Genomic DNA, 14,022 nt, shown 5'->3' with positions numbered 1-14,022 from the left:
ATTTGCAAGCACGCTTGCAGAGATGAGCGGAGATCGCAGCCATCACGGCTGCGAGCCGCACGAAGGGCTTTCTTCTCACAGCAAAGGACGATGACGATGCGCAGATTTGGGCTACTCGCAGTAACGGCCGCGCTCCTGGCCTCGACGACCGTCTATGCCGACGACGTCAAGGTCGGTATCGGCATTTCCGGCTGGACCGGTTTTGCGCCGCTGACCTTGGCGAAGGAAGCCGGCATCTTCAAGAAGAACGGCCTCGACGTCACCATCAAGAAGATCCCGCAGAAGGACCGCCACCTCGCGATCGCCGCCGGTGACGTGCAGTGCGCGGCGACCACGGTCGAGACCTGGATCTCCTGGAACGCCAACGGCGTCGCCACCAAGCAGATCTTCCAGCTCGACAAGAGCTACGGCGCCGACGGCATGGCCGTGCGCAACGACATCGCCTCCATCAAGGACCTCAAGGGCAAGACCGTCGCAGCATCCGCGCCCGGCACCTCGCCCTATTTCGGGCTGGCCTGGATGCTCAAGAAGAACGGCCTCACGGTGAAGGACGTCACCATCGTGAACCTGGAGCCGGCCGCGGCCGCGCAGGCCTTCGTTTCCGGCCAGAACGACGCGGCGATGACCTACGAGCCGTATCTGTCGACGGTGCGCGCCGCGCCCGACAAGGGCAAGATCATCGCCACCACCCTGGATTATCCGATGGTGATGGACACCTTCGGCTGCACACCGAAGTTCCTGTCCGAGAATCCGAAGGCCGCCAAGGCGCTCGCCGACAGCTATTTCGAGGCGTTGGACATGATCGCCAAGGACCAGGCCAAGGCCTATGAGATCATGGGTGCCGACGTGAAGCAGACGGCTGAGCAGTTCGGCAACTCCGCGAAGTATCTGCGCTGGCAGGACAAGGCCGCGAGCCAGAAGTTCTTTGAGACGGAGTTCAAGACCTTCAACAAGGAGGCGGCCGAGCTCCTGCTCGAGGTCGGCATCATCAAGCAGATCCCGAAGATCGAGGATCTGTATGACGCGAGCTTCATCAAGTAGGCGCTGAAGCGTGCCCCGCACGATCCGTCATTGCGAGCGAAGCGAAGCAATCCAGGGCCCAGCGTGAGACTCTGGATTGCTTCGTCGCTTCGCTCCTCGCAATGACGGTGTTGAGGCATCCCGCCCGATATTGAGCAGCGTATTCCGAAGCCAACTCAACATGAGCGGCCCGCCCCCTCGCGAGCCGCACCCAACACGAAAGCCCGATCCGTGATCCGACCTCTCGAACCCGTCAGCGCCAGATCGAGAACCGCGCTCGGCCTTGCCTTCTTCGTCGTGTTCGTCGCGGCGTGGTCGCTGGCGACGGTTGGCGGCTATGTGCCGAAGACGTTCCTGGCAGATCCCCTGACCATGCTGCGCGAGGGCTGGGACCTGCTGGTCAAGTTCGGCTTCCTCACCGACATCGGCATGACCGTCTGGCGCGTCGTCGGCGGTTTCGTGCTCGCGGCCGTCATCGCCGTTCCGCTCGGCCTGTTGATGGGCGCCTACAAGCCGATCGAGGCGTTCCTCGAGCCGTTCGTCTCCTTCGCGCGCTACCTGCCTGCCTCCGCTTTCATCCCGCTCCTGATCCTGTGGGCCGGCATCGGCGAGTTGCAGAAGCTGCTGATCATCTTCATCGGCTCGGTGTTCCAGATCATCCTGATGATCACCGTCACCGTCGGCAACACGCGGCGCGACCTCGTCGAAGCCGCCTACACGCTCGGCGCCGGCGATCGCGGCATCATCGCGCGCGTGCTGCTGCCGTCGGCTGCGCCTGAGATTGCCGAGATCCTGCGGCTGGTGCTCGGCTGGGCCTGGACCTATGTCATCGTCGCCGAACTGATCGGCTCGTCCTCCGGCATCGGCCACATGATCACCGACAGCCAGGCGCTGCTCAACACCGGACAGATCATCTTCGGCATCATCATCATCGGCCTGATCGGGCTGATCTCGGATTTCCTGTTCAAGGCATTCAACGCCTGGCTGTTCCCGTGGAAGCTCGCATGACCACGCTCGTCATCGATCAGGTCACCCGCATTTTCCCGGCCCGCCAGGGCCACGCGCCGACGCGCGCGCTGGAGCCGGTCGCGCTCACGATCGGCAACAACGATTTCGTCACCATCCTCGGCCCCTCCGGCTGCGGCAAGTCGACCCTGCTGCGCATCGTCGCCGGGCTCGACCATCCGACGAGCGGCAAGGTGCTGCTCGACGGCCGCGAGGTCGAAGGCCCCGGCGCCGATCGCGGCATGGTGTTCCAGTCCTACACGCTGTTTCCCTGGCTCACCGTGCGTGAGAACATCGCCTTCGGCCTGCGCGAGCGCGGCGTGCCTGAGGACAAGCGCAACGCCGTCGCCGACCGCTTCATCCAGCAGATCGGCCTTGAGGGTTTCGAGAACCACTGGCCCAAGCAGCTCTCCGGCGGCATGCAGCAGCGCTGCGCGATCGCGCGCGCGCTCGCCAATGATCCGAAGATTCTGCTGCTCGACGAGCCGTTCGGCGCGCTCGACAACCAGACCCGCGTGCTGATGCAGGAGATGCTGCTCGGCATCTGGGAGCGCGACCAAAAGACGGTGCTGTTCGTCACCCACGACATCGAGGAGGCGATCTTCCTCGGCAGCCGCGTGCTGGTCATGAGCGCCCGCCCCGGCCGCGTCAAGGCCGACATCAAGATCGAGCTGCCGCATCCCCGCTCCTACAAGATCAAGACGTCGCCGGAGTTCGTCGCGCTGAAGGAGCGGCTGGTGGAGGAGATCCGGGCCGAGGCGCTGAAGGTGGCCGCGGAGGCGTGACGCCGCGCTGTCGCGGTGCGCGGTGTTTAACTGTGCGCTCAAACTGGCGGTGATGCTTGCGGAAACATACCCCTCACCCAAGTGAGTGTGCCGCGCTGTCTTACATGCCCTCTCCCACAAGGGGAGAGGGCGCAGTAACTGGCCCTGCGCAGGCTCGAATGGCGAGCAGTACTTTCCCAACGATCGCCGCGACAAGACTGCCCGATACAGCGCCCTCGCCCCTTGTAGGAGAGGGCATCGCCGGCCCACCCGCGGGCTCGCTCAGGTGAGGGGTCTCTCTCGGCAACCAACGCTGGTCGACGCCGAACTAACTCAAAGGCTGCTGCGATCGAGCCCCGGCGGACCTCGCCCTCGGCCGGCTCCGCCGCATCCGCTTCAGCCACGGCACCAAGTGAAACGCGCTCATCAGCAGATACATGACCGTCATGTCGCCGAGCGGCGCGCCCGCCGGCATCGCCGAGCAGATCATATCTGCCCGGCCGTCGCGGGCCATGGCGTTCAGCACCGCCATCAACGCGAAGGTCGGCGCCGCAGCAAAGCGGAGTGCCTCAGCGAGGTCCGGCATCGCGCGCCGCTTGGACGGGACGAACGCCATGGCTTCACTCCCTGCTCTCAGCGCGCCGCGTATTCGTCGCGGCGGCGCCACCACACGCCCTGCTCGTTGCGGCCCTTCGGCGCGCGGTCGAGCCACTGATAGGCGCCCCACAGCCCATCGAGGCCACGGGCGTAGCTCGAATAGGTGTGGTAGACGACGCCGTCTTCGACAATGAAGGCACTCATGCCCGGGCGGTCGCGCATGAAGGTGGCGCCGTCCGTGCCGGTGCCGGCGGCGACTTCCGCCACCATGGCCGGGACGTCGGACGGCTTCATCGGCGGGCTGGTGCGGTAGTTGTACTCGCTGCCCCCCTGGCGCTGCTGCTCCTCGGTGATCGCGACATTGAAGTCGAAGTTGAAATCGCTGCTCGCCGACGACGCCCAGGGGAAGCTCCAGCCCATGCGGCTCTTGTAGGCCCTGAGCTTCGCCAGCGGCGCGCGCGACACCGCCCACAGCATCACGTCGTGATTGGCGAGATGGACCTGGAAGCCGTTGAAGCCGTCGGCGATCATCGAGCAGGACGGGCAGCCGGCCTGGAAGTCGGGGCCGAACATGAAGTGATAGACGAGGAGCTGCGAGCGGCCCTGGAACAGATCGGGCAAGCTGGCAGGCCCCTCCTCGGTATCGAAGCGATAGGCCTTATCGACGCGCACCCAGGGCAAGGCCTGGCGACGCTGCGCCAGTTCATCGCCGCGGCGGGTGAACTCCTTCTCGGCCTGCAGCAAATCGAGGCGTGCCTTGAGCCAGTCTTCGCGAGTTCCGGTGAGATGCATGGTCATGTCGGTGTTCCTTTTGCGTGTTGACCGCATCTGAGACTAGGATCGCCGCGGGAGGAATGCGGAGTGACAAGTGTGGCGGGATTTGCATGGACTCGCTGATCTCGGCGGCGGCACAGGCGCTGGCCGCGGGTGATCCGCTCGGCGCGCTCAATCGCGTCGCGCTGCGCGACGATCCGCCGGCGCTGGCGCTGCGCGGCATCGCGATGGCCAGGCTCGGCGATGTCATCAGGGCGAAGGCGCTGCTGCGCCAGGCCGCGCGCAGCTTCGGCCCGAAGGCGGCCATGGCGCGCGCCCGCTGCGCCGTGGCGGAGGCCGAGATCGCGCTGGCGGCGCGCGATCTGTCATGGCCGACGAAGGCGCTGGCCGAGGCGCGCGCAACGCTGGAGCAGCACGGCGACCGCACCAATGCCGCCTATGCGCGGAGCCTCGAAATCCGGCGCATGGTCCTCATCGGCCACCTCGATGACGCCGAGCGGGGGCTCGCCGATCTCGATCCCTCGCCGCTGCAGCCGGCGGCGCGCACCATCTATGAACTGATCGTCGCCGGCCTGGCGCTGCGCCGCCTGCAGACCAAGGCGGCGCAGGCGGCGCTCGAGCGGGCCGGAGCCATGGCCTGGCGGACGCGGAGTCCGGAGCTGCAAGCCGAGGTCGAGCGGCTCGCGGCCACGCTGTCCGCGCCGGCCGCTCGCTTGATCCGAGGAGGCGAGCAACGGCTGCTGCAGCTCGATGAGGTCGAAGCGCTCTTCCGATCCGACGGCCTGATCGTCGATGCCTGCCGGCTCGTGGTGCGCCAGGGCAGCCTCGTCGTGCCGTTGGCGCGGCGTCCGGTGTTGTTTGCTCTCGCCCGCAGGCTGGCGGAGGCGACGCCCGATGATGTCTCGCGATCGGAGCTGATCGCCGCGGCTTTCCGCGGCAAGGAAGCCGATGAGTCGCATCGCGCCCGCTTGCGTGTCGAGATCGGGCGCTTGCGCCGGCTCTTGAAAGACATGGCCGACGTCAATGCGACGCGCGGCGGCTTTGCCCTGCTGCCGCGCGATGGCCGCCGCGTCGTCGTGCTGGCACAGCCGATCGAGGACGAGAATGCGCCCGTGCTCGCCTGCCTCGCCGACGGCGAGGCGTGGTCGAGCTCCGGCCTTGCGCTGGCGCTCGGCGCCAGCCAGCGCACGATGCAGCGCGCGCTCGACGCGCTCGCTCTGTCCGGCAAGGTCCAGTCGTTCGGCCGCGGCCGCGCGCAGCGCTGGACCTGTCCGGTGGTGCCGGCATTCGCGACCAGCTTGTTACTCCCGGCGTGGTCGTCGCTCGATTAGCGTGCTGCCGTCAGCAATGGAGAAGGTCATGACACGCGCACCTGCAGAGATCATCCGCGAATACGGCCCGTTCGACGGCACCGACCGAGTCAACGGCGTCAGCTATGACGGCGAGCAGGTGTGGATTGCGACCGGCGCCAGCATCAAGGCGTTCGATCCTGCCGACGGCGCGGTCCGCAAGTCGCTCGACGTGCCCTCGCATGCCGGGACCGCCTTCGATGGCAAGCATCTCTATCAGATCGCCGAAGATCGCATCCACAAGGTCGATCCCGACAGTGGCCGCGTGCTCGCGACGATCCCGGCGCCCTCGGGCGGTGGCGATTCCGGGCTGGCCTGGGCTGAAGGGTCGCTCTGGGTCGGCGCCTATCGCGACCGCAAGATCCACCAGATCGACCCGGCAACTGGGCAGATCCTGCGCAGCATTTCCTGCACGCGCTTCGTCACCGGCGTCACCTGGGTGGATGGCGAGCTCTGGCACGGCACCTGGGAGGACGATGTCAGCGACATCAGGCGCATCGATCCCGCGACCGGCGAGGTCCTCGATCAGCTCGACATGCCGGTCGGCACCGGCGTCTCCGGCATGGAGTCCGACGGGAGCGAGACGCTGTATTGCGGCGGCGGCGGCAGCGGCAAGGTGCGTGCGGTCAGGCGACCGAAGCAGGCACGGAGGTAACACGCAAATGAGCCACGGCAGGCTCAGCGAGCGGAGGCAGCCTACTTCGCGATGGACGTGAACGCCGCCTTGCGAAAGTTGGCGTTGGCTTCCTCGCGCGTCTGCAACTGCTGGCCGCCGCCGCCGACCGGCTTGGTCGGCGTGATCACGGAGAACAGGACGAAGCCGCCCGCCTTGCGCGGGAAGATGAAGTACTCGGCGATGTCCGACTTCTCGCTGTCCTCGCAGGACGACATGCCGCGGAACACCACCGCGCTGTCGACCAGCTCGCTGTTGCGGGCGGAGATGAACTTGCCTTTGCAGTCGCGCGCGTCGTTGCCGATGATCGTGGCAGCGACTTCCAGGCCGTCCAGGTTGCGCTGCGGCGGCACGATCCGGACGAAGCCGGTGGCATTGTCCGCCTTCCAGGCGACGCCGCCTGCGGTCAGCCACACTGGCCGGTCGCCGCCGCCGAGGATTGCCGGATGCGACAGCGCCGCCTTCAGAATGAAGTTGGAGGCGATCTGCATCGCCTCGAGCTGCAGCTCGGGCGAATCCTCGGACGCGCGTGCCGGCTGCACGCTCGCCGTCGCGGCCGGCGTGGTCGCGACGGGGGGCGCGGCCTGACGCTGCGCCGAAGCGGCGCCGGGCTGCACCGTGAAGTTCGTCGCCGCGGCCATCCCACCGGCATTGATTATGCGCACACAGTTCGCCAGCGAGGGCAACAGCACGGAGGTGCCGTTGAGATCGAACTGGAACAGGTTGCCCTGTGCGAAGGCGGACATCGTCCGCGCCGCCCGGAACGCCTTGATCAGGCTGGAATCGTTCGGCATCGGAACCACGACCATGTTGGCCGACCAGACCGAGCCCTCGACGTTGTACGAATTGCGGCCGTCGAAGCTGAGCACGATGGGAAACTTCTGCCCCTGCGACAGCGACCAGCCCGGATGAATGAAGGCGAGCGCCCAATTGTAGGTCGGCAGCGCGAGCACGCCGAAATTGATGCCGCTCTTGTAGCTCGCCGAGGCAATGCAGCTGGAGAACTTGCCGGTGTTGTCGTCAGTATAGGCGCCGCCCGACCATCCGGCGACCGAGATCGTGCCATACGGTCCCTTCGCGTAAGCAGCCGCTATCAAGGACGCCTCGATCAGCGCCACTGAGGTCAGTATCAGGACCGACAGCATCGCGCCAAGGATTGCCCGCCGCACCGTCATCGCACATCCCCGTTTTTGCCGCATTGTTGCAATTCCCGCGGCTACGTCAAGTAGATCCCGAGCGCGTTCGTCTACCCCAGGAATAGAACGACTGCGGCCTGCCGCGGGCTCAACCACACAAGATGTCGCGGTCGCCATCCACAGCCCTTCATGGGGGCGTCATCGAACTCCGCTAGCGCTCACGAGGTCTCAAGAAGGGATCTCGCCAAATGTCCGCCACGCTGCCTGTCCTGGGCGCCGCTCTCTCCGTCAAATCGATTCCGGCCCACACCGACTGGCTGCTCGAGCGCCAGCGGGATCTCGAGATCCAGGACTTCTTCCGCGCCGACCTGCTCGACAGCGACTGGCGCGGCACCGCGCGCGAGATCAAGTCGATGCTGTCGGGCCATACCGGCCGGCTCGGCATCCACGGCCCGTTCTGGGGCTTCAAGATCGACAGCCACGATCCGATGATCCGCCGCGCGGTGACCAAGCGGCTGCTGCAGGGCCTGGAAGTCGCAGAGTTCCTCGGCGCCACCCAGATGGTGATCCACTCGCCCTACACGACCTGGGACTACAACAACATCGACATGCTGCCGGACAATCGCGAGCAGCTGATCGAGCGTGTCCGTGCGACGCTGTCCGACGTCATCGCCTCGGCCGAGCAGGCCAATTGCGAGCTGGTGATCGAGAACATCGAGGACAAGGATCCGCTGGATCGCGTCACGCTTGCCAAGGCGCTGGACAGCAGCAAAGTGCGCGTGTCGCTCGACACCGGCCATGCCAACTACGCGCATCATTCCACCGGCGCGCCGCCGGTCGACTACTATGTCGATGCCGCCGGCGACATGCTGACCCATGTGCATCTGCAGGACACCGACGGCTATGCCGACCGACACTGGGCGCCGGGCGAAGGCAACATTCGCTGGATCGCCGTGTTCCGCGCTTTGGCGAAGCTCAGCTCCAATCCGCGCCTGATCCTCGAATTGCGCAACCACGATCACGTCAAGGCCGGCGCAGCGCACCTCGCCGCGCTCGGCCTCGCTCAGTAAGCCAACGACCGTCATTTCCTGACAACCTCGCACCCTAGAGAGATTGCCATGACCAAGCTCACCCGCCGCGGCCTGCTCGGCGCCGGCGCCGCGATCGGCGGCAGCTTCATCCTGCCGCGCGTGTCGATCGCGCAGGGAGACAACCGTCCCTCGGTCACCATCGCCGTGCAGAAGGTGACCAATTCGAACGTGCTCGACGTGCTGCGCGAGCAGTCCAATGTCGGCGAGCGCGTGTTCTACTCGTCGCTGTGGGAAAGCCTGATCTCGAAGAACTTCCGCGGCAATCTCGAAGCCGTCCCCGGCCTCGCCACCGAGTGGAAGCGCATCGACGACCAGACCGTCGAATTGAAGCTGCGCCAGGGCGTCAAGTTCCACAATGGTGACGAGATGACGTCCGAGGACGTCGTGTTCTCGTTCAGCCGCGAGCGCATGTTCGGCGACAGCGAGGCCAAGAGCCGCACCACCATCAAGGCGTTCGAGAAGATCCCGACGCCGCGCCCGGGCAAGGAGCTGCCGCCGGACGTGATTGGCGTCGCGCGCCGGATGTGGCCGGACCTGGTTCGCGTCGACGCCGTCGACAAATACACCGTGCGCTTCGTCAACGCGACGCCCGACGTCACCATCGAAGGCCGCCTGATGCGCTATGGCTCCGACATCATGAGCCGGCGCGGCTGGGAGGAAGCGGCGAGCTATCTCGACTGGGCGCGCAAGCCGATCACGACGGGTCCCTACAAGATCGTCGAGTTCAAGCCGGACGTGTCGCTGACGCTCGAAGCCCATGACGAATATTGGGGTGGCCGTCCGCCGCTGAAGCGCATCCGATTCCTGGAAGTGCCGGAGGTCGCGAGCCGCATCAACGGGCTCCTGTCTGGCGAATATCAGTTCGCCTGCGACATCCCGCCGGACCAGATCGCCGGCATCGAGAAGAACGCGGCGTTCGAGGTCCAGGGCGGCACCATCCTCAATCACCGTCTCACCGTGTTCGACAAGAACCACCCGCAGCTCGCCAATCCGCTGGTGCGCCGCGCCTTCACCCATGCGATCGACCGCCAGGCCATCGTCGACAGCCTGTGGGCCGGCCGCACCCGGGTGCCGAAGGGCCTGCAGTGGGAATTCTACGGCGACATGTTCATCGCCGACTGGAGCGTGCCGGCATTCGATCCGAAGCTGGCACAGGACCTGCTCAAGCAGGCCGGCTACAAGGGTGACCCGATCCCGTATCGACTGCTCAACAACTACTACACCAACCAGGTCGCGACCGCGCAGGTGCTGGTCGAGATGTGGCAGGCGGTCGGCCTCAACGTTCAGATCGAGACCAAGGAGAACTGGTCCCAGATTCTCGAGCGCGCTCCGACCCGCGCGGTGCGCGACTGGTCCAACTCGGCCGCGTTCAACGATCCCGTCTCCTCGCTCGTCGCCCAGCATGGCCCCAACGGCCAGCAGCAGCAGGTCGGCGAATGGAGCAATGACGAGCTCAATCGTCTTTCCGAATTCCTGGAGACCTCGACCGATCGCGAGGCGCGCAAGAAGGCGTTCCGCCGCATGCTGGAGATCGCCGAGCGCGAGGACCCCGCCTACACGGTGCTGCACCAGAACGCGACCTTCACCGCCAAGCCGAAGTCGATCAAGTGGAAGGCCTCGCCGGCCTTCGCGATGGACTTCCGCACCGGCAACTACGGTGCGTGACGCCGTGGCGCCGCTGGTCAGCATCTCCGAACTGAAGGTCGCCTTCGACGGCACGCCCGTGCTGCACGGCATCGATCTTGACATCGGTAGGGGCGAGGCCATCGGCCTCGTCGGCGAGTCCGGATCCGGCAAGTCGGTGACGTGGCTCGCGGCGCTGGGTCTCCTGCCCGGCAAGGCGAAAGTATCAGGCTCGGCCAGGCTCGAAGGCCGCGAGCTGCTCGGCGCTGACGGCAAGGTGCTCGACCAGGTGCGCGGCCGCCGCATCGCGATGATCTTCCAGGATCCCGCCAGCGCGCTCAATCCGGTGCTCACGATCCGGCGCCAGTTGTGCGAAAGCCTCGCGCTGCATCGCGGGCTGCGCGGCGAGGCTGCGCGGGCCGAGGCGCTCAGGCTGCTCGATCTCGTCGGCATCCCCGATGCGGCACGCCGGCTGTCCGCCTATCCGCACGAGTTCTCCGGCGGCCAAGTCCAGCGCATCATGATCGCAATGGCACTGGCCGGACTGCCCGAGCTGCTGATCGCCGACGAGCCCACCACCGCGCTCGACGCCACCATCCAGGCGCAGATCCTCGATCTGCTGTCGGCCATCCGGCGCGAGTTCAACATGGCGATGGTCCTGATCAGCCATGACCTCGGCGTCGTCGCGGAGAATTGCGACCGCGTCTGCGTGATGTATGCCGGCCGCATCGTCGAGCGCGCGCCCGCGGCGCGGCTGTTCGATGATCCCTGGCACCCTTATGCGCAGGGCCTGATCGGCGCGCTGCCGCCGCTCGATGGCATCAGGCGGCGGCTGCAGGCCATTCCCGGAACGGTGCCTGATCCGCGCGCGCTGCCCAGCGGCTGCGCCTTCGCGCCGCGCTGCACGTTTGCCGGCGACGGCTGCCATGCCGGCGTGCCGCCGCTGGCGCCGGTCGAGCCGGACCGCGCGGTGGCCTGCCTGCGGCCGCAGCGCCTGCCGATGGAGCTCGCCGCCGAATGACAGCGCCGCTGGTCGAGGTCCAGGCGATCTCGCGCACCTATCGGATGAGGACCGGCCTGTTCGGACGCGCCGCATCCGTCCACGCCGTCGACGGCCTGAGCTTCTCGATCCAGAAGGGCGAGACGCTCGGTATCGTCGGCGAGTCCGGCTCCGGCAAATCCACCACCGGACGCATGGTGCTCGGTCTCGAGCCGCCCGACCGCGGCAGTGTGCGCTTCGACGGCGCCCCGATCGCAGCACCAGGCTCGGCGGCGTGGCGCGCCCAGCGCGCGCGCATGCAGATGATCTTCCAGGATCCGCTCGGCGCGCTCGATCGACGACTTCCCGTTGCCGCGCAGATCCGCGAGCCGCTCGACATCCACGACATCGGCACGGCCGCCGAGCGCGACGCGCGCGTGCATGAGCTGCTCCAGGCTGTCGATCTCAACGACGGCCATGGCGCCCGCTATCCCGGCGCGCTGTCGGGCGGTCAGCGCCAGCGCATCGTGCTCGCCCGTGCGCTGGCGACCAAGCCCGACTTCCTCGTCTGCGACGAACCGGTCAGCGCGCTCGACGTCTCGATCCAGGCGCAGGTGGTGAACCTGCTGGTCGATCTCCAGGCCCGGCTCGGTCTGACGATGCTGTTCATCAGCCATGATCTGCGCGTCGTCCGGCAGATCAGCAGCAAGGTGGCCGTGATGTATCTCGGCCGCATCGTCGAATATGGCGATGCCGACGACCTGTTCGCGCGGCCGCAACATCCCTACACGCAGGCGCTGGTGTCCGCTTCCCCTGCTCCGGGACGCCGCAGCACCAGCCGCATCGTACTGACGGGCGACCCGCCGAATCCGGCGGCGCGCCCCGCCGGCTGTGCCTTCCACCCGCGCTGCAGCCACGCGACCGCCCGCTGCGCCAACGAGTTGCCCGCGCTCGCCGCCCTGGATCGGCAGCGCCAGGTGGCCTGTCATCTCGTTTCGGGGCCGCAGTCGCAGACCGAGGTCGCCGCGTGATGCTGCGCTATTTCGCCATCCGCCTGGCGCGCGCGCTGCTGACCATCGCGCTCGTCGTCACCTTCGCCTTCATCGTGCTCCGGCTGTCGGGCGATCCCGCGCTGATGATCATGGGGCCCGAGGCGCCGCCCGAGGTCATCGCCGCCTTCCGCAAGGCGTGGGGTCTCGATCATCCGATCTGGATGCAGTATCTCGACTACTTCAAGGCGATCGGCCAGGGCGAGCTCGGACGCTCGATGCGCGACGGCCGGCCCGCGATCCAGCTCGTCATCGAGCGCATCCCCGCGACCTTGGCGCTGACCATTCCGGCGTTCCTGCTGAAAGTGCTGCTCGGCATTCCCGCCGGCATCTACGCCGCGCTGCATCGGGGATCGGCGATCGACCGCGCCGTGATGATCACGGCGGTGGCGGGCTTCACGGTGCCGAGCTTCGTGCTGGCCCTGATCCTGGTGCTGATCTTCGCCGTGCAGCTCGGCTGGCTGCCGTCGGGCGGACAGGACTCGTGGCGGCACGCCATCCTGCCGATCGTGACGCTCGGCTTCGGCGGCGCCGCGGTGCTGGCGCGGTTCACGCGCAGCGCCATGCTGGAAATTCTCGGCCAGCCCTACATCAGAACGGCGTCGGCCAAGGGCGTGCCGTGGCGCCGGGTGATCACGGATCACGCGCTGCCCAACGCGGCGATCCCCACCGTCACCATTCTCGGCTTCATGGTCGGCAGCCTGATCGCCGGCGCGGTCGTCGTCGAGAGCGTGTTCTCCTGGCCCGGCGTCGGCCGTCTCCTGGTCGTCGCCGTCGCCAACCGCGACCTCGCGGTCGTGCAATGCATCCTGCTGCTGGTGGCGATGACCATGGTCACGTCGAACCTGATGGTGGATTTCCTCTACGGCCTGCTGGATCCGCGGCTGCGTAGCAAGGGAGCCGAGGCATGACCGACCTTGCATTGAAATCGCCTGCCGCGCGGCGGCTGTGCTGGCCGAACATTCCCGTCTCCGTGACCATCGCAGTCGGCTGGATCGTCGCGATGCTGCTGCTGGCGATCTTCGCCGATCAGCTCGCGCCGCATGGCTTCACCAAATTCGATCTGCGCAATCGCCTGTCGCTGCCGGGCAACCCGGCGCATTGGCTCGGCACCGACGAGCTCGGTCGCGACGTGCTGTCGCGTCTGATCGTGTCGATCCGGATTTCGCTCTTGATCGCGTTCGGCGCGACCGCGATCTCCGCCATCGCCGGCACCACGCTCGGCTTTCTCGCCGCGCATTTCCGCGGCCTGGTCGAGCAGGCCGTGCTGATGCTGGCGGACTTCCAGGCCAGCATGCCGTTCCTGATTCTGGCGCTCGCCGTGCTCGCCTTCTTCGGCAACTCGCTGCCGCTCTTGATCGGGTTGATGGGCCTGTTCGGCTGGGAGCGCTATGCGCGCATCGCGCGCGGCCTCGCCATCTCCGCCAATGCACAAGGCTATGCCGCCGCCGTCCGACAGCTCGGCGCAACGCCGCAGCGCGTCTATCTCAGGCACATCTTGCCGAACATCGCCTCGACCCTCATCGTGTCGATGACGCTGGTGTTTCCCGAAGTCATCCTGCTGGAGTCCGGTCTCTCCTTCCTCGGCCTCGGCGTGCAGCCGCCGATGACGAGCCTTGGCAACATGGTCGGCTATGGCCGCGAATATCTGACGCGCGCACCATGGATCATGCTGGCACCGGCGATCACCATCGTGGTGACGACGCTCGCCGTCTCGGTGATCGGCGACTGGCTGCGCGACCGGCTCGATCCGACGCTGCAATAGCCTCGATCAGCGGCGAGCCTCGTGACTCGCCGCGGCACTATGCTCGCAGATGATCTGGGCATTCCCCGCTTGCTCGCCCGCCAGCGCCATCCATCTCGACGCCTGCTGCAACCACTGATCGCGGCGAGCCGGATCGCGTTCGGCCTCCTCGCGACAGCTCAATGCCGCAGTCATGCACGCCGATCTTCTGTCCATGA

At 66.8% G+C, this 14,022-nt stretch carries 14 protein-coding genes; 11 read left to right on the top strand and 3 right to left on the bottom strand.

Going from position 1 to position 14,022, the window contains the following annotated elements:
• Positions 1-96: 96 nt before the first annotated feature.
• From ACQR13_RS12120 to ACQR13_RS12110, 3 genes are all read left to right on the top strand, one after another.
• Positions 97-1,041 carry an ABC transporter substrate-binding protein gene (locus ACQR13_RS12120; RefSeq protein WP_316225946.1) on the top strand — a complete coding sequence of 315 codons (945 nt, stop codon included), beginning with the start codon at positions 97-99 and terminating at the stop codon, positions 1,039-1,041.
• Positions 1,042-1,254: 213 nt separating this feature from the next.
• Positions 1,255-2,028, top strand: coding sequence for an ABC transporter permease (locus tag ACQR13_RS12115; protein ID WP_434842920.1), 774 nt, complete (start codon positions 1,255-1,257; stop codon positions 2,026-2,028).
• Positions 2,025-2,810, top strand: coding sequence for an ABC transporter ATP-binding protein (locus ACQR13_RS12110; RefSeq protein WP_434841349.1), 786 nt, complete (start codon positions 2,025-2,027; stop codon positions 2,808-2,810). Before ACQR13_RS12115 ends, ACQR13_RS12110 begins: the two co-directional genes overlap by 4 nt.
• A 307-nt stretch (positions 2,811-3,117) precedes the next feature.
• Here the strand turns inward: ACQR13_RS12110 and ACQR13_RS12105 are convergent, their stop codons facing one another.
• On the bottom strand, positions 3,118-3,405 hold the full coding sequence (locus tag ACQR13_RS12105) for a hypothetical protein (RefSeq protein WP_434842781.1): 288 nt from the start codon (positions 3,403-3,405) through the stop codon (positions 3,118-3,120).
• 17 nt (positions 3,406-3,422) lie between these two features.
• Entirely contained in the window at positions 3,423-4,184 is a 762-nt protein-coding gene (locus ACQR13_RS12100) for a DUF899 domain-containing protein (RefSeq protein WP_316201226.1), read from the bottom strand.
• 86 nt (positions 4,185-4,270) lie between these two features.
• On the opposite strand from ACQR13_RS12100, the gene ACQR13_RS12095 reads away from it, so the two are divergent.
• Positions 4,271-5,491, top strand: a complete 1,221-nt coding sequence (locus tag ACQR13_RS12095; protein WP_434842780.1) for a helix-turn-helix domain-containing protein — start codon at positions 4,271-4,273, stop codon at positions 5,489-5,491.
• Between the two features lie 28 nt (positions 5,492-5,519).
• On the top strand, positions 5,520-6,164 hold the full coding sequence (locus tag ACQR13_RS12090) for a Vgb family protein (RefSeq protein ID WP_434842779.1): 645 nt from the start codon (positions 5,520-5,522) through the stop codon (positions 6,162-6,164).
• Between the two features lie 41 nt (positions 6,165-6,205).
• Here the strand turns inward: ACQR13_RS12090 and ACQR13_RS12085 are convergent, their stop codons facing one another.
• Positions 6,206-7,357 carry a hypothetical protein gene (locus ACQR13_RS12085; protein ID WP_434842778.1) on the bottom strand — a complete coding sequence of 384 codons (1,152 nt, stop codon included), beginning with the start codon at positions 7,355-7,357 and terminating at the stop codon, positions 6,206-6,208.
• Between the two features lie 209 nt (positions 7,358-7,566).
• Here ACQR13_RS12085 and ACQR13_RS12080 point away from each other — a divergent pair, with 209 nt between their 5' ends.
• The 6 genes from ACQR13_RS12080 to ACQR13_RS12055 are packed head-to-tail and all read left to right on the top strand — an operon-like array spanning position 7,567 to position 13,825.
• Positions 7,567-8,388: a sugar phosphate isomerase/epimerase family protein gene (locus ACQR13_RS12080; RefSeq protein ID WP_434842777.1), complete on the top strand. Its 822-nt coding sequence runs from the start codon at positions 7,567-7,569 to the stop codon at positions 8,386-8,388.
• Positions 8,389-8,436: 48 nt separating this feature from the next.
• A complete protein-coding gene (locus tag ACQR13_RS12075; RefSeq protein WP_315714271.1) occupies positions 8,437-10,074 on the top strand; it encodes an ABC transporter substrate-binding protein in 1,638 nt (545 codons plus the stop codon).
• Positions 10,075-10,078: 4 nt separating this feature from the next.
• Positions 10,079-11,053 carry an ABC transporter ATP-binding protein gene (locus ACQR13_RS12070; protein WP_434862906.1) on the top strand — a complete coding sequence of 325 codons (975 nt, stop codon included), beginning with the start codon at positions 10,079-10,081 and terminating at the stop codon, positions 11,051-11,053.
• Positions 11,050-12,042: an ABC transporter ATP-binding protein gene (locus tag ACQR13_RS12065; RefSeq protein WP_316172546.1), complete on the top strand. Its 993-nt coding sequence runs from the start codon at positions 11,050-11,052 to the stop codon at positions 12,040-12,042. The genes ACQR13_RS12070 and ACQR13_RS12065 overlap by 4 nt, the downstream gene beginning before the upstream one ends.
• On the top strand, positions 12,042-12,971 hold the full coding sequence (locus ACQR13_RS12060; RefSeq protein WP_315714392.1) for an ABC transporter permease: 930 nt from the start codon (positions 12,042-12,044) through the stop codon (positions 12,969-12,971). The genes ACQR13_RS12065 and ACQR13_RS12060 overlap by 1 nt, the downstream gene beginning before the upstream one ends.
• Positions 12,968-13,825 (top strand): ABC transporter permease, encoded by an 858-nt coding sequence (locus tag ACQR13_RS12055; protein ID WP_316169244.1) that lies wholly within the window; start codon positions 12,968-12,970, stop codon positions 13,823-13,825. The genes ACQR13_RS12060 and ACQR13_RS12055 overlap by 4 nt, the downstream gene beginning before the upstream one ends.
• Positions 13,826-14,022 lie beyond the last annotated feature (197 nt).

The organism is Bradyrhizobium sp. HKCCYLRH3059, from assembly GCF_051168035.1.
Taxonomy (GTDB): domain Bacteria; phylum Pseudomonadota; class Alphaproteobacteria; order Rhizobiales; family Xanthobacteraceae; genus Bradyrhizobium.
The sequence above is the reverse complement of the archived record's forward strand: the minus strand, read 5'-3'. Positions and strand labels throughout refer to the sequence as shown.

Coding starts and splice junctions, on each gene's coding strand:
- ACQR13_RS12120 (WP_316225946.1), top strand. CDS start 97: ATGCGCAGATTTGGGCTACTCGCAGTAACGGCCGCGCTCCTGGCCTCG.
- ACQR13_RS12110 (WP_434841349.1), top strand. CDS start 2,025: ATGACCACGCTCGTCATCGATCAGGTCACCCGCATTTTCCCGGCCCGC.
- ACQR13_RS12105 (WP_434842781.1), bottom strand. CDS start 3,405: ATGGCGTTCGTCCCGTCCAAGCGGCGCGCGATGCCGGACCTCGCTGAG.
- ACQR13_RS12100 (WP_316201226.1), bottom strand. CDS start 4,184: ATGACCATGCATCTCACCGGAACTCGCGAAGACTGGCTCAAGGCACGC.
- ACQR13_RS12095 (WP_434842780.1), top strand. CDS start 4,271: ATGGACTCGCTGATCTCGGCGGCGGCACAGGCGCTGGCCGCGGGTGAT.
- ACQR13_RS12090 (WP_434842779.1), top strand. CDS start 5,520: ATGACACGCGCACCTGCAGAGATCATCCGCGAATACGGCCCGTTCGAC.
- ACQR13_RS12085 (WP_434842778.1), bottom strand. CDS start 7,357: ATGACGGTGCGGCGGGCAATCCTTGGCGCGATGCTGTCGGTCCTGATA.
- ACQR13_RS12080 (WP_434842777.1), top strand. CDS start 7,567: ATGTCCGCCACGCTGCCTGTCCTGGGCGCCGCTCTCTCCGTCAAATCG.
- ACQR13_RS12075 (WP_315714271.1), top strand. CDS start 8,437: ATGACCAAGCTCACCCGCCGCGGCCTGCTCGGCGCCGGCGCCGCGATC.
- ACQR13_RS12065 (WP_316172546.1), top strand. CDS start 11,050: ATGACAGCGCCGCTGGTCGAGGTCCAGGCGATCTCGCGCACCTATCGG.
- ACQR13_RS12060 (WP_315714392.1), top strand. CDS start 12,042: ATGCTGCGCTATTTCGCCATCCGCCTGGCGCGCGCGCTGCTGACCATC.
- ACQR13_RS12055 (WP_316169244.1), top strand. CDS start 12,968: ATGACCGACCTTGCATTGAAATCGCCTGCCGCGCGGCGGCTGTGCTGG.